This window comes from Halarcobacter bivalviorum, from assembly GCF_003346815.1.
Taxonomy (GTDB): Bacteria; Campylobacterota; Campylobacteria; order Campylobacterales; family Arcobacteraceae; genus Halarcobacter; species Halarcobacter bivalviorum.
Window position 1 is genome coordinate 98,393 of record NZ_CP031217.1, and the last position, 22,553, is coordinate 120,945.

Below are 22,553 nucleotides of genomic sequence, written 5' to 3' on the forward strand. Positions count from 1 at the left end.
TTTTTTAAGGGTCTATATGGTAAAAAAATCAATCTTTAGAGAGTATGATATTAGGGGAATTGTAGGGAGTGAATTAAATAAAGAATCAGTAAAACTTATTGGATACTTTTTTGGTAAAAAAGTATTTGATAAATTTAAAGAGAATTCTTACATTGCAATTGGTTATGATGCAAGAACTCACTCTCCAGAACTTTTCTCATATTTAGCAAGTGGATTAAATGCTGCTGGTTGTAAAGTTCTAAATATGCAAATGGTTGCAACAGGAATAAACTATTTTGCAAACTATCAAACATTTGAAATAGAAAATAAAAAAATAACACCTTGTGCTTCAATAATGATTACAGGAAGTCATAATCCAAGTGAATATAATGGCTTTAAAATCACATTTGATAAAAAACCATTTTTTGCTGAAGAGATTTACTCTTTAGGTGATGAGATAATTGCTTCAAACATAGAAATTGAAGATAATGATAAAGCCTTTGAAATAGATGTAAAATCTTTATATATTGATTTTATGCTAAAAGAATTCTCAGCTTTAAAAGCAATGAAAGAGAAGATAATCATAGATTGTGGAAATGGTGTTGCTGATACTGTTTTAACTCAAATACTAGATAAATTAGAATTAAACTATGAAGGTTTATATTGCAAACCAGATGGAACATTCCCTAACCATCATCCTGACCCAAGTGAAGAAAAAAATTTAAAAGATATAAAAGAGAAGCTAAAAGGTGACTTTGAGTATGGTTTTGCCTATGATGGAGATGCAGATAGAATAGCTTTTTTAACTAAAAAACATAATGTTAAAGGTGATATTATGGCTCTTTTATTCTCTAAAAATATTGAAAATCCAGTAGTAGTTGGTGAAGTTAAATGTACACAAGTGATGTATGATTTAATAAATGAAAGAGGTTCTGCTCATATGTATAAAACAGGGCACTCAAATCTAAAAGTTAAACTAAAAGAAGTAAATGCTCATCTAGCAGCTGAGGTTTCAGGACATATTTTCTTTAATGATAGATATTATGGTTTTGATGATGCTATTTATGCAACTTTTAGAGTTTTAGAATTAATTAAAAATGGAATGGATATTGATAAAGAAGTAGAAGCTTTACCTAAAACTTTTTCAACTGAAGAGATAAAAGTAGAAACAACAGAAGAAGAGAAATTTTTATTAATAGATAAATTAAAAGAACTTCTAAAAAATCCACCAAAAGAGTTCCCAAAAATTAGAGATATTATTGATGTTGATGGAGTAAGAGTTATTTTTGATAAAGGTTGGGGATTAGTAAGAGCTTCAAATACTACGCCAGTTCTTGTAACAAGATTTGAATCAACTGATGAAAATGAAGCAAAAGAGTATGAAAAACAATTAAATAATTTAATAAGAGAAGCAAAAAATGAACTTAGTAGCACTGCAAACTAAAACTACAGAAGACTTTAAACAAAATCTAAAAAATTTAAAAGAACTAATAAACTCTTGTGAGGAGGGTTCTTTTATTTTAGCTCCTGAAGTATGTCTTACTGGATTTGCATATGAAAGAATGGATGAAGCAGCAGAATTTGCAGAAAAAGCAATAAAAAAATTAAAAAAATATTCAGAAAATAAAACTATAGCAATAACTCTTATTGAGAAAGAGGATATTGAGTTTTATAATACTTTATACATCTTTCATAATAAAAAAATTGTACATACTCAATCAAAACATAAGCTTTTCCCTTTAGGAGAAGAACCTGATTATTTTACAAAAGGTAAACTAGACAATATGAAAATTATTGAGATTGATGGAATAAAAGTAGCTACTCTAATTTGTTTTGAAGTACGATTTCCTAAATTTTGGTTAAAAGTATTAGGTGCAGATTTAATTTTAAATCCTTCAATGTGGGGAGTAAAAAGAAAAAATCATTTTGAAACAATGACAAAAGCTCTTGCTGTAGCAAATCAATGTTATGTATTAACAGCAAATGGGGCTGATGATAATATGGCAAAAGGTAGTGGAATAATTACTCCTTGGGGAGATGAAATAAGAGATGATTCAAAAAATAAAATAGAGCATGAGATGAATCTTTCTGAAATTAAAAAAATAAGAAAATATATCGATATAGGATTAAAGAAAAAATGAGTAAATCAATAATTTTTGTTTGCTTAGGAAATATCTGTAGATCTCCTTTAGCAGAAGGAATTGCTAAAGATTATATAAAGAGTAAAAATCTTGATATTTATATAGAAAGTGCTGGAACTGGAAGTTGGCATATAGGAGAAGCCCCTTGTGAAAACTCTATTAAAGTAGCAAAACAAAATGGTATTGATATTTCAGCACAAAGAGCAAGGCAGATAAAAACAGAAGACTTTAAAAAATTTGATTATGTAATTGGTCTTGATAATTCCAACATAGAAAACTTAAAAAAGCTTGGTTTTAAAAATGTTTTAAAACTAGGAGACTATGGTTTTAATGGAGAAGATGTTCCTGACCCATATTTTTTTGAAGGATTCGAAGGCTTTGATAAAGTCTTTTCAATGATTGATTTTTGTGTCAAAAACTTTATTGATAATTTAAAAAGTTAATTTTTTTAAAAAAATTAACTTTTTTATACTCTCTTTTTCAATTTTTCAAAATTACAATTAAAAAAAATACCCTTACAAATACCTATAAAAAGCCACTTCTTTATTTGAAAAAATCACTTTAAGAAAACTTTCAGTTTATTTCCTTTTTTTTGGATTTATAATTGCAAAGTAGAATAAGGAAATGTCTAATATATGAAAACTCAATAAAGCATTTGGCCGTGCATTTAAAGTTTTCGCTTTTGGTGTACTTGACTTTTTCAGGTACGTGTATATTAAAAGTCTTTGTTATTTTAGGAGACGTATAAATGTTTAAAAAAATTGCTATTTTAGCTTTTTTATCTCTTGCAGTATTAAATGCAAATACAGATATTGATAAAACATTAGAAGATAAATATGCTTCTTGTGAAAAACTTTATGATGATTGTCTAACTCAATGTGAAGACAAAGAGATTCCTTTTGAGAAGTGTAGTGCTCAATGTGAAACAAAATTATATAACTGTCAATCAGAAATTGAAGAGACAATAGAAGAAAAACAAGAGGCTACAAACTAATAAAATTAATTACCTTATTCTACACGATTTTTAATAAGGTAATAAAATGAAGTTTAGAAAGTTATCTATTCAAAAGTCTAGTGAATTAATAGAAAATATAGAGAATTTCACAGCTTTTTTAGATACGTTAAAACAGTTAATTAGAGTTCCATCTGTAATTGGATATGAACACTCATTTTTCTTATATTTAAAAAGAGAATTAGATGAGTTAGGAATAAAAACTCTATATTATGATGGGATTTTAGTTGCACAAGGAAATGAGCCAAATAGTGGAATGCTAAGTGCTCATATTGATAGACACGGATTAGTTTGCACGGGACCAAATGAGTTTCAGTTTGCAGCGTTTCAAAGTAAAAACAGAATTGATTTAACAGGAAACTCTGTATCAGAACAGACTTATCAAACTATTGCATCTAGGTTTATTAATCAACAAGTTCAAGCTTATGAACCTTGGTCTGGAAGTTATTTGGGAATAGGACAAATAACTGAAGTTTATATGAATGAACAAATTAACAACTTAATGTTTAAAATAGAGGGTCTAGAACACCTTTTACCAGGAACACCAGTTGCTTTTGTTGATAAGTTAGAGATAAATGATGAATTAATAAGCGCACAGTTAGATAACGTAATTTCTGCAGCAATAATTATTTATTTATATCAAAATGGTTACCAGGGTACAGCTTTTTTCACTGCACAAGAAGAAGCAGGAAGAAGTTGGAGGTTTGTATATGATTGGTTTAAAAAAAATCAGATAACAACTTCAGAGTTATTGGTTTTAGATACAAGTCCATATAACACAAGAATTGAGGCAGAACTTCAAGATGTAGTTTTAAGAAATAGAGATGCAAATGCAAGGTTTAAATCTCCATTATTAAAGCTTTTAAAGAATTTTTGTCATAAGAACAATATAGATTTTTCTTGTAAAGATAGTTTTATTCAAGAGAAAAATAAAAAGTTAAGTGCAGAGAATCTTCCATTGCTCTCTTTAGGAAGTACAGAATTAGGAAGAATAGTAAAAGAGTCAAAAGGCTCAATACAAGGAACAACTTTACAAATTCCTACTACTGGTTACCATACAGTAGAAGAAACAGCAACTGTAAAGTCAATTAAAAGTGTATTATATATATTAAAAAGTTTACTAATTAAGAATGAGAGTAATATATGAAAATTGGGATTTTATCAAGAAATTCAGAGTTATATTCAACAAAAAGATTAGTTGAAGCTTGTGAGCAAAAAGGTCATACAGTAGAGATAATAGATACTCTATCTTGTTATATGAATATAACTTCTAGTAATCCTAAAATTCACTATAAAGGTAGAATTTTAGATGAATTTGATGCAATTATTCCAAGAATTGGTTCTGATATAACTTTTTATGGAACAAGTGTAGTAAGGCAGTTTGAGATGATGGGAGTTTATACTCTTAATAAATCAATTGCAATTACAAGATCAAGGGATAAACTAAGATCAATGCAAATTCTAGCTGGACATAATGTAAACCTACCAATTACAGGTTATGCAAGTTCTGCTGATGATATAAAAGATTTAATTGAAATGGTTGGAGGAGCTCCTTTAGTTGTAAAACTATTAGAAGGAACTCAAGGGCTAGGTGTAGTTTTAGCTGAAACAAATAAAGCAGCAGAGAGTGTTCTTGGTGCTTTTATGGAGCTAAAGGCAAATATTTTAGTTCAAGAGTATGTAAGAGAAGCACAAGGTGCTGATATTAGATGCTTTGTAATCAATGATAAAGTTGTTGCTGCAATAAAAAGGCAAGCTGCTGAAGGTGAGTTTAGGTCAAACCTTCATAGAGGTGGAACAGCAAGTTTAATTGAGATTACAAATGAAGAAAAAGGTTTAGCTATTCAAGCTGCTAAAGTTTTAGGTTTAAGTGTTGCTGGCGTTGATATTTTAAGAACTCAACATGGTCCAGCAGTAATTGAAGTAAATTCATCTCCTGGATTAGAAGGAATTGAAACAGCTTCAGGTGTTGATGTTGCATCATTAATTGTTGAATATATTGAAGCAAATTCATATAAATCAAACAAAAAAAGAAAAAATCATTTATAGGTAGAGGAAGTGAAAACAAAATCTTATAAAACACTAGTTAAAGAGTATTATGAAGAACTTTGGAATAAACACAATAAAGAGTATATAGATAAACTTTTTCATGATGATATAGAATTTCATGGTTCTTTAAACATTGATACAAAAGGTAAAAAAGAGTTTGAAGAGTATATGGATAAAGTTATAGCAGGTATTCCAAATCTTTATCATGGTATTGAAATTATGGTTGAAGAGAATAATACAATTGCGGTAAAAGCTGTATATAATGGAACACACAAAGGCGAACTATTTGGTTTTGAAGCAACAAATAATAGAGTTAAATATAATGGTGCTTCATTTTTCAAATTTAATGAAGACAAGATAGTAAGTATTTGGGTTTTAGGTGATTTAGCAACACTTCACAAGCAGCTAAAAAAATAGAGACTCTGAAAACTTTAAAGCATTCGGCCGTGCATTTTTATAATGGTTTTCAGAATATTTGGTGTACTCCTTTAAAAGTGAGTATTTTTCATACTAACAAAAAAACTTAGGTTTTTATTAATAGTAGTAGTTTGCTTCTATTCAAGGGATAAAAGTGGCAAGTTATTATGATGAATTCATAGATAAATATGAGTTTGAGAATCCTTTAAATAGGATAGTATATGAGGTTGTTGATTGTATAAAACTAAGAAAAGATTATGCAAGTGCAGCAAATTTGATTTTACAAAATAAACTTACATTAGAAGATGTAGTTTTAAGAACAGTTAGATTATCGTTTAATGACTTTATTATTCTAGCTGATACATTAATTTCAAGGAAATAAAATGGTTGAATCATTTATCTATGAGTTAAGAGCTAATGATGTAAAAGAAGAACATATTGAGCAAATAATGAATAGAGTGAAAAATAGGTTAACAGAAGAGAATGTAGATTCTGAACTTCAAAAGTTAGGTTATGCAAAAATTTTTACTGTAGATTATGATGATTACGATGATTTTTATAATTATGATTTAGATGATGAGTCTTAACTCATCATCTAGAACTTATCTTATTTTAGGGTTTTTAGAAAGATTCCTAGCTTCAACTATCCAATTTTCATTTTCAATTTGATTCTCTTCAAGTTTTAAATACTGTTCTATCCACTGACAATTCTTCTTATTCCATTCTGCAATTTGATCAAAATGAAAAATCCCAATCTCATTTAATTTTACTTCAAGATTTTTATCAATACCTTCAATCTCTTGTAAAGCATCTTTCCCCATTGGTCTTGGCGCACTTCTAATTAGAGGTTTATTGTAGATATTGCTTTGTGCCCCAACATGAGAAATGGTATTAGCACTATAGATTGAACTTTGGTTTTTTTCACCTACAAGTTTTCCAACAATAAATCCTATAAAGAAACCTATTAAGGCTGCAATAATTAAACATAAAACAATTTGTGATGCTATTTCTACCATATTATTCCTCTACTATATTAAATTCTACTCTTCTGTTAACTCTAGAGTAACCTTCTGCATTGTTTTCAACAAGTGGAATCTCTTCTCCATATCCCCTTGCTTTGATTTTATTTTTATCAAATCCATATGCTATCATCTGTTTTTTTACTGCAACTGCTCTACCAATAGAAACACCTAAATTATATTTTTTTGTACCTGCTGCATCTGTATGCCCAGCAATTTCAATTTTTAGATTAGGATGATTTTTTAGCATTTTAACAACAGTGCTAATAGTATTTAAACTTTTTTTACTAATTTCATTACTAGAATTTTGAAAAACAATTGGATATTTTGTAACATAATCTCTAATTCTGATTTGAAGAAGTTGTGTATTTATAGATAACTCTTCAATTGGTTTCTCATTTCCAGTTCTTTTATATCTTTTATCAGTTGTAATTAGAGGCTCATCTTCTGTTTTTTCTTCTACTGTAGTAGAACTAGTCTCTTCTTCTTTTATCTCTTGAGTTATCTCTTTTTGTACTTCTACTTTTTCTTCATTTAAAGTTGTTGTATCTTTAGGAGTTTCACTCTCTTCTTTTATCTCTTCAGTTACTATTTCTTCTTGAAGAGGTTCTTCTTTTATAGTCTCTTTAATCTCTTCCTTTTCAATACTCACAATTGTATTTGAAACAGGTTCAAGTTCAACAGAACTTCTTTTAGTTAATTTTTCTAGATGGGAATTTACACATAAAACAATTAATAAAATTAAAGATAAACATAAAAAAAATATTTTTTTTGCAGGACTCATACGCTATTTTCACCCAAATTAATTTAAATTGTAATTATTTTATCTTATTTTTTATCAAAAGTTTTTGAAGTCTTCCTATTTTTTCATTATTTATCGCCGTTATTTAATTAAAAAATCTAAGGTTTGATTATAAATAAAAGCAATATACTTTAATAAAACGCAAAGGAGTTGCTATGAAAGCTTTATTTTTATTAATCTTATTGATAAGTTCTTTATTTGCTTTACCAGATGAATTTGATAGAGAAAAATATAATACAGGTGAAAAAGTTTTTGATAATAAATGTAGTGAATGTCACGAAAAATCCATGGATATACAACTTCTAATGAAAAATTTTATTGAAGAAGATAATAAACTATTAAACTTGAAAGCTCCTACAGGAAATGAGATCTCTTTTAGGCTAAAAAGCCAAATAGGAAGTAGAGAGGATATAGAGTTTCAACTTCATGAAGCTACAGATTTTGTAAAAGATTATTTATATAACCCTGATAGGTCTAAAACAATCTGTTTAGAAGGAGTTATTAGACACTTTAAAACAATGCCAAGTATGAAAGGTAAAGTTACAGTAGAAGAGATAGAAGATGTAACTTTTTTCTTATACTTTTTAGAAGGTTTTAATGATGTAAATGAGTATTACCATAAAGAGGATGACTTTTAAAGTTTTTCCTCTTTTGGTAATTTAAATGTAAAAATACTTCCTTGACTTTCAACTGATTTAACATCTATTTTTATACCATAAGTTCTACAAATATGATATACAATATTTAGTCCAACTCCAAAGCCACCTTGCTCTTTTGTAGCTCTATAATATCTTTTAAAAATATCTTTTAATCTATCTTTTTTTATACCTATTCCACTATCTTCTACAATTAGAGTATGGTTTTTTAGTGAAACACTAATTTCTCCACCAATTTTATTGTATTTAATAGCATTTGAAACAACATTATTAAACATTCTAATAAAACTCTCTTTATCTATTTTAAAAGCAGTTCTCTCTAAATTAGAGTTGATAGTTAATTTCTTTTTTGTGGCGAAAGCCTGAAAATATTCTAATTGTTCTTTTATAACATCATCAAGATAAATCATTGTAGGTTCATGTATTTTTTTATTATCTTGTAAAAATAGATAAACTAAATCTTTATATATCTCTGAAATTCTTTTTGCACTTAGATTAATTCTTTGCATATTTTTTTCTGTAAGTGGAGCATCTTTTCCTGTTGACATTAAAATTGCTGTAATTGGTGTATTTAATTCATGTGTAGTATCTTTAATAAAAGTATTTAATTTTCTTCTTTCATTAATAATAGGGTCTATAAATAAGTTTGCAAGATAATATCCTACTAAAGAGATTAGTGCAAAAATCAAGATAAAATAAAAAATAATATCTTCTAATAGTTCAGTTCTAATTTTCTTAAAACTATTTTCTTGAATAGCAATATGAAAAACTCCAAGATGACCTCGTGGACTACTATCAACTAAAACATAATCCCCTTTGATTTTTTGTATAGCTTGATTTATATCTACTTTTATATCTATATTTCCTGCTAATTTAACATGATTTTTATCATATAGGGCATATTTATATTGGATACTATTTGATATTTTAGATGTATCAATCGCAAGATTTGACATATCAGCATAGATAATATTTGCAGAAATCTTTGAAGCAATATTTTGCATATTTGAAGAGACTAAATCATAATAGAGTTTATACTCAATTTTATAAAATTGCCAAAAAATAATTGTAAGTAAGATAAAAGAAGAACCTAGATATAAACCTAAGAATCTAAAAAATGTGGTTTTTTCATTTCTTGTTAAATCTATAACCAACCCCTTTTATTGTTTCAATGTACTCTTCTCCTACAATTTTTCTAATATTTTTAATATAAGTTCTAATAGTTGAAGATGTAGGTGCTGATTCATATGACCAAATATTTGACGAAAGTTCATCTTGAGAAACACATCTATTTGTATTTTTTAAAAGATACTTTAAAACTTGTGCCTCTTTAAGTGGTAACTTTGTTTTAATTCCATCATAATCTATATAGTTTAGTTTTGTATTAAACTTTATATTGTCCCCAATAGTAAGTTCGTCTGTATCAAGATGTAATAATCTTTTAATATTATTTATTCTAAGCTCTAACTCTTTAAGTTCAAAAGGTTTTTTTAAATAGTCATCTGCACCTGCATTAAAACCTTCTTCAATATCTTCAATTGAGTTTAAAGAGGTAATAAAAATAGCAGGAGTAGTAATAGACTCCTCTCTTAAACTTTTTAAAAAATCAAAACCTGTAATAGTTGGAACGTTTACATCAAGGATAAGTAAATCAAATTGTTCATCATACATAATTTCACTTGCTTTCATCCCATCATATACACAAGTTACTTCATATCCTAAATCTTGTAAAAATTCTTCAATTATTTCATTTAATATTAAATCATCTTCTAGTAGTAAAATTCTCATAGGCAAAGTATATCATACAATAGAGGAATAAATCTACACAGGTGCTACACAATGACTTAACAAAACTTTATTAAAATTTGAATAAGAATTTCAAAAAGGGAGACAACATGAAATTATTGAGTAAAATATTATTATCATCAGCACTTGCAATGACATTAGCAAATGCTACACCACATACATTAGATAACATGCATACTGATGTAGGTTTTTCTGTAAAACATTTAATGATTACAAATGTTAAAGGTAATTTTACTGATTATGAAGGAAAAATTGACTTTGACTATAAAACTAAGACTTTTAATGCTCTTGAAGCAAAAATCAAGGCTACTTCTGTAAATACAGGAATAGAAAAAAGAGATAACCACTTAAGAAGTGATGATTTCTTTGCTGCAACTAAATATCCAGAAATTACATTTAAAATGAAATCTTATAAAGCGGAAGCAGATGAGGGTGTAATGACAGGTGATCTTACAATTAGAGGTATTACAAAAGAAGTAGAATTAGATGTAGAAGATATTGCTACTATTAAAGACCTTGATGGGAATAATAGAGTAGGGTTTACTTTAGAAGGTAAAATTAATAGGATGGATTTTGACCTTAAATGGAACAAAGCCTTAGAGTTTGGTGGAGTTGCAGTAAGTGAAACTGTAAAACTAATCATTGAAGTTCAAGCAGTAGAAAAATAATTTTATTTTTTTAAATTATTTTAAAAATAAGTAAATATAATCGTTATACTAAAAAAGGGGAAAAAATGAAAAATAAAGCAAAGTTAAAATTAGCTGGTGTACTTTTAGGTGCAGCACTATCTAGTACAGGAGCATACGCAGGTAATGGAGCTTGTGGAGCTGGAAAATGTGGTGGTGGAGAAGCTAAAAAAATGGAAAAGAAAGGTGCTTGCGGAGCTGGAAAATGTGGTTCTAATGATGAGATGAAAGGTAATGCAGGTAAAAAAACTTCTGGAGCTTGTGGAGCTGGAAAATGTGGTGCAAACGACAAAGGTGAAGCAATGAAAGAACAAAACATGATGAACAAAGAAGCTAAACAAAAAGTTAAAGGTTCTTGTGGCGCTGGTAAGTGCGGGTGAAATGGTGAAGATGGATGATAAACATTAAAGGGTGTGGCTTAGGCCTAAGAAGTGATTTTTTATTAGATGTGTCTTCTAGTGATTTCCAACCAGACTGGTGGGAAGTTACTCCTGAAAACTGGATGCATATGCCAAAGGTTTATGAAAAGGCTTTTGAAGAGGCTGTATTTTCAAGACCAACAGTTGCACACGGTTTATCTCTATCTATAGGGTCTGTTGATGGATTAAATAAAAAATTCATCAAACAGATGAAAAAATTCCTTGATAGGTATGAAATAGAGTACTATTCTGAACATCTTTCTTTCTCTTCAATGAGTGGTAAACAATCTTATGAACTATTACCTGTTCCTATGACTAAAAAAATGGTACAAATAATAAGTGATAGAGTAAAAGAAGTTGAGGATATTATTCAAAGAAATCTTATTTTAGAAAATGCTACATATTATTATGTACCATATGCTGAGATGCGTGAAGTTGACTTTATAAATGAAGTTTTAGAAAAGTCAGGTGCAAAAATGCTTCTTGATGTAAACAATGTTTTTGTAAACTCAGTAAATCACTCCTTTAAAGCAAGAACTTTTATGGATGAACTTGATATAAGTAAAGTTGCATATATGCATATGGCAGGGCATTATGATGATGAAGAATCAGGATTAAAGATTGATTCTCATGGAATGCCAGTTGCAAGTAGAGCTTGGAAACTTTTAGAATATACTTTAAAGAAAATCAATGCTCCGGTTATGATAGAAAGAGATAATAATATTCCTCCTCTAAGTGAACTAGAAAAAGAGTATCTTCAAATGAGCGATATAGTAAAAGCTGTTCAACAAGGAAATAAAAGTGCCTAAGCAAGTTTTAGAAAAACAGATACAAGAAAGATTTTTAGATAATCTTTTAACACAAACTGATGAGGTAGCAAACTCTTCTGTAGCCGTGTATCAAAAGCTTGTATATCTAAGATATCATGAAGTTATAAAAAATAGTTTTCCTCTTTTTATGGAAGTTATTAAAGACAAGAGCTTAGAAGCTTCAATAAAAGCCTTTATGAAAAATGCACCTAAAACTCCTTTTGTATGGCAGATGGCAAATGATTATAGAAAATTTGTAAAGAAAAATAGAATTTTTGATGATAAAAAATATATCTATGAATTGCTTTATTATGATTGGATAGAGATAGAACTTTATATGAAAGAGTATAAAGATATAAAACAAAAAAAGTTTTCATATAAAAATAGTTATAAGCTAAGTAAAAGTGCGAGAATCAAAAGATTTAAATATGATTTAATAAATAAAGAGCTTACTTCAAAAAGAGAAAACTTTTTAGTGATTTATTATGATTTTGAAACTAATGAGGTAGTTTATAGAGAAATAAATCCTATTATTTACTATTTATTAAAAAAATTAGATAAAAAACAAACTATTGGAAACTTATTAAAACAGCTTTGTAAAGAGAACGATATAGAGTTTAAAGAAGCAAAAAAATTATTATATGAGCCTTTATCTGAGTTAAATAGTAACGGAGTTATTTTCTTTAAATAATATAAGTAATATTTATAAAAATTTAATCCATAAGATAGTTATTATAAATTATGGAAAATAAAACTTTATACTTAAAAATATTAAATAATCTTCCCGAAATAATAGTTTTAATTGTTAATGAAAATATTATAAAAAACTCTTATGGCAAAATATCTTCTTCAATAAATAATACTCAATTAAGTGAGCATTTTAGTAAAGTCACTTATAGTAAATTAATGCTCTTAAAACTAAAGAAAATTGATAGTTTAATTATTTGTTGGAATAAGAAAGATTATGAAGTCTCTTGCATCGATGAAATTTACTATTTTAAAGATATCTCCAAATATAGAAATATGCATTTACAATTAAAGAAAAGTCTTAGTGATTTGAGATCTAAAAAAGAAGAACTCCGTGCAGTTTTTGATTTGGCAGGGAATGGTATATCAATTTTGAATGAAGAAGGTATGTTTATTTATGCAAATAAATTTTTTCAGACAATGATGGAATATACCATGGAAGAACTATATAAAGAATCATGTATCTCTTTATCTTCTCCTGAATATGCAGAACCTAGTAGAACAGCCGTACAAAAAGCAATTGAAGAAGGAATAGTTGAACGATTTAGAAAGATATGTGTGACTAAATCAGGGAAACAGATTAATGCTAGTATGTCTTTAAGTTATATTAAGAGCACAAATGAAATAGTAATGATTACCTCTGATATTACAGAAGATATAAAATACCAAGATGATTTAAAAAGAAGAATAAATCAAGAAGTAAAAAAAAGAACAAAACAATATGAAATTATGTGCCATCAATCAAGACTTGCATCAATGGGTGAAATGATTGAAGCAATTGCTCATCAATGGAGACAACCTCTAAATAGTTTAAGTATTATTATCCAAGGTTTAAGACACTTATCAAATAGTGAAAGTTTTGATTTTAAACTATTAAATGAGATTGAAAATGAAATGATTAATAAAATAAACTTTATGTCAGAAACAATTGATGATTTTAGTAACTTTTTTAGAACCTCAAAGGAAAAGAGATATTTTAATCTTTTAGATAGTATAAAAGATACAATTAGATTAGTAGATATCCAGTTAAAGAATGAAAATATTAAACTTACAATAAATATTGAAGATGGTGTTAATTTAGAATTTTTTGGTCTAGAAAATGAATTTAGGCAAGCTTTACTAAATATTATAGATAATTCATTAGATGTTCTAGTTTCAAAGAAACAACATAATAGTTTTATCAATATTGATATTACACAAAATGAAAATTTTATTGAACTTAATATTTCTGATAATGCTGGAGGTATCTCTAGCAAAAACTTACAAAAAATATTTAAACCTTATTTCACTACAAAAAAAGAAGGAAATGGAATAGGTTTATATATGTCCAAAATGATTATTGAACAGAATATGAAAGGAAATTTATCTGTAAGAAATAGCCAGAATGGAGCAGTTTTTACTATTTCTTTAAAATCAAAGGAAATGAAATAATGGAAAAGATACATACTAAGCTACAACCTTTAACATTATTAATTGTTGAAGATGATGAGAGTACTTTAAAATGGTTAGAGAGAATACTTTTAATATATTTTAAAGATGTAAAAGTTGCTAATAATGCAATGGATGCTTTTGAGATATTTAAAACAGATACTATTGATATAGTAATTGCAGATATACAAATTCCAGAAGTTGATGGCTTACATCTTTTACAAAAAATTGCTATAGTTAATCCTTCTTGTATTCGAATAGTTATGACTGCTTTTAATAATCAAGTTTATTTAAATAGAGCAATTGATGCAGAAGTAGATTTTTATTTTAAAAAGCCTATAGATATTGATGAACTATTAGTTTCTATATCATTAAGTAAAAAGAATAAAACTAAAACTATTGATAAAATAGAATTAAAAAATAATTATATGTATGACTTTATTCAAAAAGCAATCATAAATGAAGATTTAAAAATAAACTTAACAAAAAAAGAGTCTTTATTATTAGAATTTTTATATGAGAAGAAAAATTTAATTGTAAGTTTAGAGCAAATTGAAAATGTAGTTTGGAAAGAACCTGTAACAAGTGATGCAATTAGAATGGTTGTATCTAGTCTTAGAAAAAAGTTATATATGAATGCAATTGAAAATATAAAAGGGTTTGGGTATAGACTCTCTTTAGAATAAATCTTATGTAAATCTTATATTTCATTTATTATTTTCTTCTCTTCTTTTGTTAGACTTACTTATAAAAGGAGTTGCAATGAAGAAAAAAATTCTTATTGTTGGTGGTGGTACAGCAGGTACTATGACAGCAAATAATTTAGCAAAAAAATTGATGTATGAAATTGATAAAGATGAAGTTGAAATTACGATGATTTCAAATTCAAAATATCATTATTATAGACCAGGTGCTATGTATGTGGCTTTTCATAAAGCATCTGGTCATGAATTTGTAAGAGAACAAAGAACTCTTTTAATGCCTGAAGTAAAATTCTTAGTAGATGAAGCTATAGAAATAGATACTAATAGTAATTATGTAAAAGGTAAAAGTGGAACTAAATATAGTTATGACTTTGTTATTCTTGCTACTGGTTGTGAAGTAGCAGTAGATAGAATACCTGGATTAAAAGAGGGTGGGAATTGGTTCTATTCTTATGATGGAGCAAAAAAATTAGCAGAAAAGTTTGCCGAATTAAAAAAAGGAAGAGTTTTAGTAACGGTTAACTTTCCTAAAACTCCTGATGTCCCACATCAATGTGGTATTGCCCCTATTGAAACAACAATTATGTTACATGATTATTTAAAAGAACAAGGTATAAGAGAAGATATTGAGATTATTTATACATATCCAAAAGTAGCACAAGCAGTAACAGATGGACTTTTTCTACAAGGCCCTACATCTAAAGTTTTACCTTCAATCTTTGATGGTATAGGTGTAAAGTATAAAACAAGTTTTACATTAAATAAAGTTGATCCAGAGAAAAAAATTGCATATTCTGAAGAAGGTGAAGAGATTGAGTTTGATATATTAATGTCAACTCCTCCTTTTATTGCAACTAAGTTTATTAGAGAATCAGGTTTATCTAAAGCAGTAGATGATGAAGGGTGGTTACCAACTGATAAAAAGACTCTTAAGGTTAAAGGCTATGAGAATATTTATACTTTAGGAGATACAGTTGATTTACCAGTCTCTAAAGCAGGTGGAACAATTCATAATCAAACAGATGTTGTTGCAGATAATATTGCTTCTGAAATAAGATATGGATATCCAACAGAAAGTTATGATGGAAAAGTTATTGCAATTGCTCAGATGGGATTGTCTTGTGGTATGCCTTTATGGTATGACTATAAAGAAGATGTACAGCCAACACCTTGTAGTAAATTAGGTAGTTTTGTTAGAAAAGGTTTTAACATGGGTATTTATTGGGCAGCAGCTCGAGGAATGGTATAGGAGAAATTATGAGTGAAAAAGTAGAAGTTTTAAAAACGAAAGAAATGCAAGAACTTGAAGAAAAGTTTGCAATGTTAGTTCAAACGGGAAGAATTGATAATATTATTGATTTATTGGCAGTTGTTTCAGATAATATTGAGATGACAACAGCTCCAATGGTAGATAAAATGGTTGGAACAATTGATAATTTAGCAACAGCAGGGTTTATTACTCAAAATGCTGTTCGATATGCAAATAGAGAAATAAAGAAAAATGAAGTACCATCTTTATTTGGATTACTTAAGTTGCTAAAAGATGAGGATACAAGAAAAGGCTTAGCTTTTGTTCTTCATTTGACAAAAGGGATTGGAAAACAAGTTTAAGTATAAATATAAACTTTCTATTTAATAGGAAGTTTATATTTATTTAGAAGATTCATTGTATAAAAATATGCAAAGATAGCTGCAGAATAAATCATAACAAGAACCCCCATCCAAAGATAGATATACTCTAAAGCAAGCCAAATTACAAGTACATAAGCAATAGCATATTTAGCTATGATTTGTCTATATAAAGCTATGTATAAAATCATCTTAGGTTTTTTAATTCCTTGTAGTGTTGACACACAAATAAATAGAATTACATAAGCATAAAAAATTAAAACTTCCACAACTAAATAATCATATCCATAAGAGATAACTTCTAAATCTGAATCAAACTGAGAAACAATAGTTTTCCCAAAAATATATAAAAAGACTATTCCAAAGGTGGCAATTATAAAACCATATTTTAAAGCTTTATTAACTGTCTCTTGAACTCTATTATACTTTTTAGCTCCATAATTATTTGAAACAATTGATAATACAGCAGAACTAAGTCCAAGTGCAGGTAAAAGCATAATCTGTTCAACTCTAAAGCCTATACCATATCCTGCAACGGCTTTTACTCCATATAAAGATACAAAATACATTAGAATAAGTGAACCAATAGACATAATAAGCATATTCATAGAAGAGGGAATACCTTGACTTATCATCTCTTTATAGATTTTCTTATGGGGGAAGAAGTAGTTTATTTTTTCAAAGTGCACAAGTTTTGTTTCCATAACTTTTTTAAGAAGATAAAGAGCATTTATAAGTTGTATCAAAACTGTAGAAAGGGCTATTCCTTTTATTCCCATTGCTGGAATAAATAGAAATCCATAAATAAATAAAGGGTTTAAAACTAAGTTTGCAAAGAATCCAAAGATTAAAGTATTTCTATAAGATTTTGTATCTCCCCTTGAAACAAGTATGGCATTTAGAGCAAAATTTGTCATAAAAAAGATAGTACCAGCAAGTATTATATTTATGTAATCTAATGCCATATCCATATATGCTCCACTAGCTCCAAGTAGCATGAATAGATAGGGAGACATTAAAAAACCAATAAGGGTTAAAACTATGGCAACAAGTTGCATAAAAAAGATTCCCTTATGAGCATATAAAGAGGCTAAAAATCTTTTTGATTTTCCACTTGCATTTCCTATTAATGCTGTAATTGCAGAAGAAAAACCATATCCTAATCCAACTATTGTGAAAAATATCATAAATGAAAGTGAAAGTGCAGAAATAGCTTGAGTTGAAATAAGTCCAGCATAAAAAGTATCTACAACATTATACATGGTATTAAAAAACATACCAGTACTAGCTGGGATAGTAATTTGTTTTAAAAGTGTTGGAATGTCATCATTTAGTAAGTGAGCATTTGCTTTCAAGTTTTAGCCTATTATAATTAATAAATAATAGTATCTAAGAAAAGTTTTAAAGAGGTTAGAATTAAGGATTAATCCTCAATTCTAATCATTACAGGCTTATCTGTTACTACACTTGTATCTTCAAGTGTTTTAAGTGCTTCATTTATATCTTTTTCAATACAAGTATGAGTTGAAAGAAGAAGATGTGCACAATTATTTTTAAGTGGCTTTTGAATCATTTTTTCAATAGAGATATTTTTATCTGCAAAGATATTTGATACTTTTGCTAAAACACCTGCTTTATCTTCAATTTTAAGTCTTAGATAATATTTAGTTTGAATTTCTTCCTTTGGCATTAAAGTTAAGTTTTCTCCATGAGAAGACTCAAATCCAAGCATCGGAGAACCTTTTCCTCTTCTTGCAATATCAACAATATTTGCAATTACAGCTGAAGCAGTTGCATCTCCTCCTGCTCCTGGTCCATAATACATTGTCTCACCAACTTTATCACCAATAACAGAAACTCCATTCATTACTCCATCAACTTTTGCAATCATTTCATCATTTGAAATTAAAACTGGATGAACTCTTAGTTCAATTTTAGTTCCAACTTTTTTAGCAATTGTTAAAAGTTTGATTGAATAGTTAAACTCACTTGCAAAATCAATATCCGCAGGAGCAATATTCTCAATACCTTCAATTAAAATATCTTCTGGTTTTGCATCAATTCCATATGCAATAGAACCTAAAATAAGAAGTTTGTGTGCAGCATCAAATCCACCCACATCAAAAGTAGGGTCAGCTTCTGCATAACCTAATTCTTGTGCTTCTGCTAGAATAGTATGGTAATCTACACCTTCGTTAATCATTTTTGTAAGCATATAGTTACAAGTACCATTCATGATACCTCTAATTGATTCAATATGATTTGCTGTTAAACCATCTCTTAATGCATTAATAATTGGAATACCTCCAGCAACAGCAGCTTCATATTCAAAAGGAGTATCTCCTGCTAAATCTTGAAGTTCATATCTATGATATGCAAGAAGTGCTTTATTTGCAGTAACTACAGCTTTTCCTTTTTCTAAAGCTTTTTTTACTACTTCATAAGGCTTTTCAATTCCACCCATAAGCTCAACAATAATATCAATTGATTCATCATTTAAAATCTCATCAACATCAGTTGTTAATTTAATTGATACATTTCTTTCTTTGTTTAGATTATTTACTAAACCTATTACGGGTTCTAATTCAACACCTGCTCTTGCTGTGATAATATCTTTATTGTCTTTTAGTATATTTGCAACACTTGCACCTACTGTTCCAACACCAAGTATTCCTATTCTCATTAATTCATCCTATAAACTATTTAAATATTTTTTTATATTTTTTGCAGCTTGTCTAATTCTTTTTTCATTTTCAATTAAAGCAATTCTAACATATCCATCACCATAGTGACCGAATCCAACACCTGGACTTACTGCTACTTTTGCTTCTGTTAAAAGTTGTTTAGAAAATTCCATACTTCCAAGATGTCTTGCTTTTTCTGGGATTTTAGCCCAAATAAACATAGAAGCATTTGGAACATCCATATCCCAACCTGCATCTTTAAATGTTTCAATCATTATATCTCTTCTTTTTCTATACTTCTCAATATGTTGTTCTACACACTCTTGAGGACCATCTAATGCTACTGTTGCAGCAACTTGAATAGGAGTAAACATTCCATAATCAAGCCAAGATTTAATTCTTTTTAATGCTCCAATTAGTTTTTCATTTCCAACCATAAAACCAACTCTCCATCCTGCCATATTATATGACTTAGAAAGAGTAAAAGACTCAACAGCTACATCAAGTGCACCTTGAGCTTGGAAAATTGATGGAGTTTTATATCCATCAAAAGTGATATCTGCATAAGCAATATCTGAGATAATATAGAATCTCTCTTTTTTAGCTAAATCAACTAATCTTTGATAAAATTCTGGTTCAACTGTTGCACAAGATGGGTTGTGTGGAAAGTTTACTAATACATATTTTACTTTTGGAATAGATTCATTTAATGTTTTTTGTAATCTTTCAAAAAATAACTCTTCATCAACTTTAAAGTCTCTACCAAATGGTAACTCAAAATTGTGGATACCAGCACCAGCTAACATAAATGCATAAGAGTGAATTGGATAAGTTGGGTCTGGAACAACTGCCACATCTCCAACATTTACGATTGCTTGAACAAGGTGTACATATCCCTCTTTACTTCCCATTGTTGCACAAGCATGTTTATTTGGATCTAAATAGTCAACTCCATACTTTCTTTTATACCAATTACAAATTGCTAATCTTAATTTATAAATACCAGCACTTGCAGAGTAACCATGATTTTTTGGTTTATCTGAAGTCTCTTTTAATTTATCAACTATATGTTGAGGAGCTGGACCATCTGGGTTCCCCATTGAAAAATCTATAATATCTTCTCCAGCTCTTCTTGCTTCCATCTTAATATTGTTAACTTCTGCAAACACATAGTTCGGAAGTCTTTTCATTCTTTCAAATTCTATTTCTGGAAACATCTTATTTCTCCTTAATTGTTACGCTTAGACCTCGCTTGATATTAGCAAGGGTAAAAAGATCATCAATTTTAATATATTTTGTATATTGTGGAATCTCCACTTCAAGTTTTTGATGTCTTTGTTCTTTTTTTACAACATCCACAATTGTCAAGTGTCTATCATAAAATACAATATGCGGAAACCATCTATTCCCCACCTTTGAATCAATTAGGATTTTACTCGCATTTGAAACTTTTAGAAAATAAGGTCTTAATGGTTTTTTTAAATCAATCTCTTCGCCAGTGATTAAATCCTTAGCGTCATTGAAAGTTGATAATGATGTGTCAACATCATATATCCACGATAGTTCTCCCTCTTTCTTGATATCAGTAGGTTTGCAATTATGTTTTTCAAACTCTTTTGATAACATAAGAGGGTCAATGGCGGCCTCAGTTTTTAAGTTAATAGTCCAATTTAATTCACCCTCTTGAGTATAAGAAAGTTTTTTTGTAAAGTAATGATAATAACCCAATGATTTTAGTGAGTCTGAAACAATTTTAAGTGATTTTATTGGGTCATGGCTAATATTAAAAGTAATTGTTAAGTCTTCTGGTTTTCCAAAGCTAAGATATAATAAACCATTTTCTTGAAGTTTGTTTAATAAATCAACATATTTTACAGTACCATTTACATCATAATAGTCACTTTTTTTAGAAAAAAGATAGTTTATTAAACCTTTGTTTTCAACAAACTTATTATTTCCAATAAGTTGAATAATCCTTTCATCAAGGCTATTTGCATTTAAAACAATAGAACATGTAAAAATTAGTAAAAGTTTCTTTATCATCACTCTTCTCTTATTTAATTAAGTTGTAAATTAATATTCCACCTGCTACAGAAACATTTAATGAATCAAAGCCATTAGACATCTCTATAGATATTTTTTTGTCAAGTTTTTTAACTACTTTATTAGAAAGTCCAAAACCTTCACTTCCTAAAAATAGTGCAGTTTTTTCACTTTCATTTTTAAACTCTTTTAGGCTTTCTCCATCCATAGAAGCACCCATTAGAGTAAAATTATTTTGTTTTAATTCATTTAAAACATCTAAAATATTTTGTGTTTGGCAAAATGGTATATCAAATAAAGCACCACTACTTGTCCTTGCAATACCTTCATAATTTAGTTGTTTAACATTTGAAGCAATAATTGCATCAACTCCAAGTGAATAAGCAGTTCTACAAATAGCACCGATATTTCCAACATCTGTTAAGCCATCAAGCACAAGAATAAAGTTAGAGTTTTTTATCTCTTTTAAGTTTATTGTTTCAAACTCTTTAAGTTTTAAGAAGAAACCTTGATGATTCCCACCTTTTGCTAAGCTTTGTGCTTTTTTATTATCTAATTTGATAATTTTTTTATTTAGATTTGCAAATCTTTTAAAAAGTTTTGGTTCTAGTTCTTTTGAGAACATTACCTCTTCTATGAGGTTAGGGTGTTTATCTAGTACATAAAGTACTACTTGTTTGCCGTATATAATCATGGCTAGATTTTATCTAAAAGTTGTTGATAAATCTCTTTCACACTTTTGCCTGTCATTTTAGCAAGAAGTTTTGCTTTTATTTTTGGTGCAATATCTAAAGATTCAATATCAGCAAATTCTAAATTTTCCCCTAAAGTTTGGGTAGGTTCAATAACAATAACCCATTCTCCTCTTATATTTTCTGAAAGGAATGTTTCATAGATATTTATTGCACTATCTTTAAAGCTTTTTTGATGAAGTTTTGTAAGTTCTTTTGCTAAAAAGATTGTTCGGTTTTCATCTATATCTTTTATCTCTTCTAAAGTCTTTAAAAGTCTATGTGGTGATTCATAAAGAATTGATAAGGTATTACTTTGCATTACCTTTGTTAGTTTTTCTCTTCGCTCTTTTCCTTTATGAGCTAAAAAACCAAAAAAAGTAAATTCAGTATTTAAAAAACCACTCATTGCAAAAGCAGTTAAAACAGCATTTGCTCCTGGTATTACATCATAGTCTAAAGAGTTTTCTATACAATATTGAACTAGTGAAGCTCCTGGGTCTGAAACACAAGGCATTCCTGCATCACTAACATAAACAATATTTTTATTAAAATCTTCTATAGATAAGTTTTTTAAGATTTGTTTTTCATTATGAGAATGGAAAGATTTAAAATCTTTGCAGTTAAAATCTAAGTTTTCTCTTTCACTTAGAAGTTGAAGTAGTTTTTTGGTTACTCTTGTATCTTCGCAATAAATTAGTTCCGCCTCCAAAAGAGCAGTTATTGCTCTTTTAGAAATATCATCTAAATTCCCTATAGGAGTTGGAACTAATGTAAGCAAGTTATTGCAAC

28 protein-coding genes are annotated in these 22,553 nt (G+C 28.4%); 18 read left to right on the top strand and 10 right to left on the bottom strand.

Translation table 11 applies throughout. The features are described from left to right. The first annotated feature begins 16 nt into the window (after positions 1-16). The 9 genes from ABIV_RS00465 (at position 17) to ABIV_RS00505 (ending at position 6,185) form a co-directional block, all read left to right on the top strand. Positions 17-1,423 carry a phosphomannomutase/phosphoglucomutase gene (locus ABIV_RS00465; RefSeq protein WP_114838026.1) on the top strand — a complete coding sequence of 469 codons (1,407 nt, stop codon included), beginning with the start codon at positions 17-19 and terminating at the stop codon, positions 1,421-1,423. After that, complete coding sequence (locus tag ABIV_RS00470; protein ID WP_114838027.1) at positions 1,398-2,120, top strand: carbon-nitrogen hydrolase family protein; 723 nt, start codon at positions 1,398-1,400, stop codon at positions 2,118-2,120. The genes ABIV_RS00465 and ABIV_RS00470 overlap by 26 nt, the downstream gene beginning before the upstream one ends. Then, positions 2,117-2,563 carry a low molecular weight protein-tyrosine-phosphatase gene (locus tag ABIV_RS00475; RefSeq protein ID WP_114838028.1) on the top strand — a complete coding sequence of 149 codons (447 nt, stop codon included), beginning with the start codon at positions 2,117-2,119 and terminating at the stop codon, positions 2,561-2,563. Before ABIV_RS00470 ends, ABIV_RS00475 begins: the two co-directional genes overlap by 4 nt. A 305-nt stretch (positions 2,564-2,868) precedes the next feature. Further along, positions 2,869-3,114, top strand: a complete 246-nt coding sequence (locus ABIV_RS00480) for a hypothetical protein (protein WP_114838029.1) — start codon at positions 2,869-2,871, stop codon at positions 3,112-3,114. A 46-nt stretch (positions 3,115-3,160) separates the two neighbouring features. Then, positions 3,161-4,279, top strand: a complete 1,119-nt coding sequence (locus tag ABIV_RS00485; RefSeq protein ID WP_114838030.1) for a peptidase M42 — start codon at positions 3,161-3,163, stop codon at positions 4,277-4,279. Then, entirely contained in the window at positions 4,276-5,181 is a 906-nt protein-coding gene (rimK, locus tag ABIV_RS00490) for a 30S ribosomal protein S6--L-glutamate ligase (protein ID WP_114838031.1), read from the top strand. The genes ABIV_RS00485 and rimK overlap by 4 nt, the downstream gene beginning before the upstream one ends. Positions 5,182-5,190: 9 nt before the next feature. Then, positions 5,191-5,598 (top strand): ester cyclase, encoded by a 408-nt coding sequence (locus ABIV_RS00495; protein WP_114838032.1) that lies wholly within the window; start codon positions 5,191-5,193, stop codon positions 5,596-5,598. Positions 5,599-5,752: 154 nt separating this feature from the next. Further along, the gene (locus tag ABIV_RS00500) at positions 5,753-5,980 is read left to right on the top strand and encodes a hypothetical protein (RefSeq protein ID WP_114838033.1); all 228 of its coding nucleotides are present in this window, start codon (positions 5,753-5,755) and stop codon (positions 5,978-5,980) included. Position 5,981: 1 nt separating this feature from the next. Next, positions 5,982-6,185 carry a hypothetical protein gene (locus ABIV_RS00505; RefSeq protein WP_114838034.1) on the top strand — a complete coding sequence of 68 codons (204 nt, stop codon included), beginning with the start codon at positions 5,982-5,984 and terminating at the stop codon, positions 6,183-6,185. Between the two features lie 15 nt (positions 6,186-6,200). Here ABIV_RS00505 and ABIV_RS00510 read toward each other — a convergent pair whose 3' ends face one another. After that, a complete protein-coding gene (locus ABIV_RS00510; protein WP_114838035.1) occupies positions 6,201-6,614 on the bottom strand; it encodes a hypothetical protein in 414 nt (137 codons plus the stop codon). Between the two features lies 1 nt (position 6,615). Continuing rightward, entirely contained in the window at positions 6,616-7,401 is a 786-nt protein-coding gene (locus tag ABIV_RS00515; protein WP_114838036.1) for an OmpA family protein, read from the bottom strand. Between the two features lie 173 nt (positions 7,402-7,574). Between ABIV_RS00515 and ABIV_RS00520 the strand changes: the two genes are divergently transcribed. Beyond that, entirely contained in the window at positions 7,575-8,057 is a 483-nt protein-coding gene (locus ABIV_RS00520) for a hypothetical protein (RefSeq protein WP_114838037.1), read from the top strand. On the opposite strand, the gene ABIV_RS00525 is transcribed toward ABIV_RS00520, so the two are convergent. Next, on the bottom strand, positions 8,054-9,229 hold the full coding sequence (locus ABIV_RS00525) for a sensor histidine kinase (RefSeq protein ID WP_129088500.1): 1,176 nt from the start codon (positions 9,227-9,229) through the stop codon (positions 8,054-8,056). The two genes, ABIV_RS00520 and ABIV_RS00525, sit on opposite strands and share 4 nt — an antisense overlap. Beyond that, positions 9,204-9,863, bottom strand: a complete 660-nt coding sequence (locus ABIV_RS00530) for a response regulator transcription factor (RefSeq protein WP_114840413.1) — start codon at positions 9,861-9,863, stop codon at positions 9,204-9,206. The genes ABIV_RS00525 and ABIV_RS00530 overlap by 26 nt, the downstream gene beginning before the upstream one ends. A gap of 116 nt (positions 9,864-9,979) precedes the next feature. On the opposite strand from ABIV_RS00530, the gene ABIV_RS00535 reads away from it, so the two are divergent. The 8 genes from ABIV_RS00535 to ABIV_RS00570 all read left to right on the top strand — a co-directional run bounded on the left by ABIV_RS00535 (position 9,980) and on the right by ABIV_RS00570 (position 16,285). Further along, a complete protein-coding gene (locus ABIV_RS00535) occupies positions 9,980-10,549 on the top strand; it encodes a YceI family protein (RefSeq protein ID WP_228254349.1) in 570 nt (189 codons plus the stop codon). 65 nt (positions 10,550-10,614) lie between these two features. Further along, the gene (locus ABIV_RS00540) at positions 10,615-10,947 is read left to right on the top strand and encodes a hypothetical protein (protein ID WP_114838039.1); all 333 of its coding nucleotides are present in this window, start codon (positions 10,615-10,617) and stop codon (positions 10,945-10,947) included. Between the two features lie 14 nt (positions 10,948-10,961). Beyond that, complete coding sequence (locus tag ABIV_RS00545; RefSeq protein ID WP_114838040.1) at positions 10,962-11,795, top strand: MbnB/TglH/ChrH family RiPP precursor modification enzyme; 834 nt, start codon at positions 10,962-10,964, stop codon at positions 11,793-11,795. Continuing rightward, positions 11,788-12,486, top strand: coding sequence for an HvfC/BufC family peptide modification chaperone (locus ABIV_RS00550; protein ID WP_162917959.1), 699 nt, complete (start codon positions 11,788-11,790; stop codon positions 12,484-12,486). Before ABIV_RS00545 ends, ABIV_RS00550 begins: the two co-directional genes overlap by 8 nt. A gap of 50 nt (positions 12,487-12,536) precedes the next feature. Beyond that, positions 12,537-13,973, top strand: coding sequence for a PAS domain-containing sensor histidine kinase (locus ABIV_RS00555; protein WP_228254317.1), 1,437 nt, complete (start codon positions 12,537-12,539; stop codon positions 13,971-13,973). Continuing rightward, on the top strand, positions 13,973-14,656 hold the full coding sequence (locus ABIV_RS00560) for a response regulator transcription factor (RefSeq protein WP_114838042.1): 684 nt from the start codon (positions 13,973-13,975) through the stop codon (positions 14,654-14,656). Before ABIV_RS00555 ends, ABIV_RS00560 begins: the two co-directional genes overlap by 1 nt. A gap of 76 nt (positions 14,657-14,732) precedes the next feature. Beyond that, entirely contained in the window at positions 14,733-15,923 is a 1,191-nt protein-coding gene (locus ABIV_RS00565; RefSeq protein ID WP_114838043.1) for an NAD(P)/FAD-dependent oxidoreductase, read from the top strand. Between the two features lie 8 nt (positions 15,924-15,931). Beyond that, positions 15,932-16,285 (top strand): DUF1641 domain-containing protein, encoded by a 354-nt coding sequence (locus ABIV_RS00570; RefSeq protein ID WP_114838044.1) that lies wholly within the window; start codon positions 15,932-15,934, stop codon positions 16,283-16,285. 17 nt (positions 16,286-16,302) lie between these two features. On the opposite strand, the gene ABIV_RS00575 is transcribed toward ABIV_RS00570, so the two are convergent. From ABIV_RS00575 to rsmI, 6 genes are all read right to left on the bottom strand, one after another. Beyond that, the gene (locus tag ABIV_RS00575; RefSeq protein ID WP_228254318.1) at positions 16,303-17,658 is read right to left on the bottom strand and encodes an MATE family efflux transporter; all 1,356 of its coding nucleotides are present in this window, start codon (positions 17,656-17,658) and stop codon (positions 16,303-16,305) included. A gap of 68 nt (positions 17,659-17,726) precedes the next feature. Further along, complete coding sequence (locus ABIV_RS00580; RefSeq protein WP_114838045.1) at positions 17,727-18,986, bottom strand: homoserine dehydrogenase; 1,260 nt, start codon at positions 18,984-18,986, stop codon at positions 17,727-17,729. 9 nt (positions 18,987-18,995) lie between these two features. Beyond that, positions 18,996-20,204 carry an LL-diaminopimelate aminotransferase gene (locus tag ABIV_RS00585; protein WP_114838046.1) on the bottom strand — a complete coding sequence of 403 codons (1,209 nt, stop codon included), beginning with the start codon at positions 20,202-20,204 and terminating at the stop codon, positions 18,996-18,998. 1 nt (position 20,205) lies between these two features. Further along, positions 20,206-21,030: a hypothetical protein gene (locus ABIV_RS00590; RefSeq protein WP_114838047.1), complete on the bottom strand. Its 825-nt coding sequence runs from the start codon at positions 21,028-21,030 to the stop codon at positions 20,206-20,208. Between the two features lie 10 nt (positions 21,031-21,040). Next, a complete protein-coding gene (gene rlmB, locus ABIV_RS00595; RefSeq protein WP_114838048.1) occupies positions 21,041-21,724 on the bottom strand; it encodes a 23S rRNA (guanosine(2251)-2'-O)-methyltransferase RlmB in 684 nt (227 codons plus the stop codon). Positions 21,725-21,726: 2 nt separating this feature from the next. Continuing rightward, positions 21,727-22,542: a 16S rRNA (cytidine(1402)-2'-O)-methyltransferase gene (rsmI, locus tag ABIV_RS00600; protein ID WP_114838049.1), complete on the bottom strand. Its 816-nt coding sequence runs from the start codon at positions 22,540-22,542 to the stop codon at positions 21,727-21,729. Between the last annotated feature and the right edge of the window lie 11 nt (positions 22,543-22,553).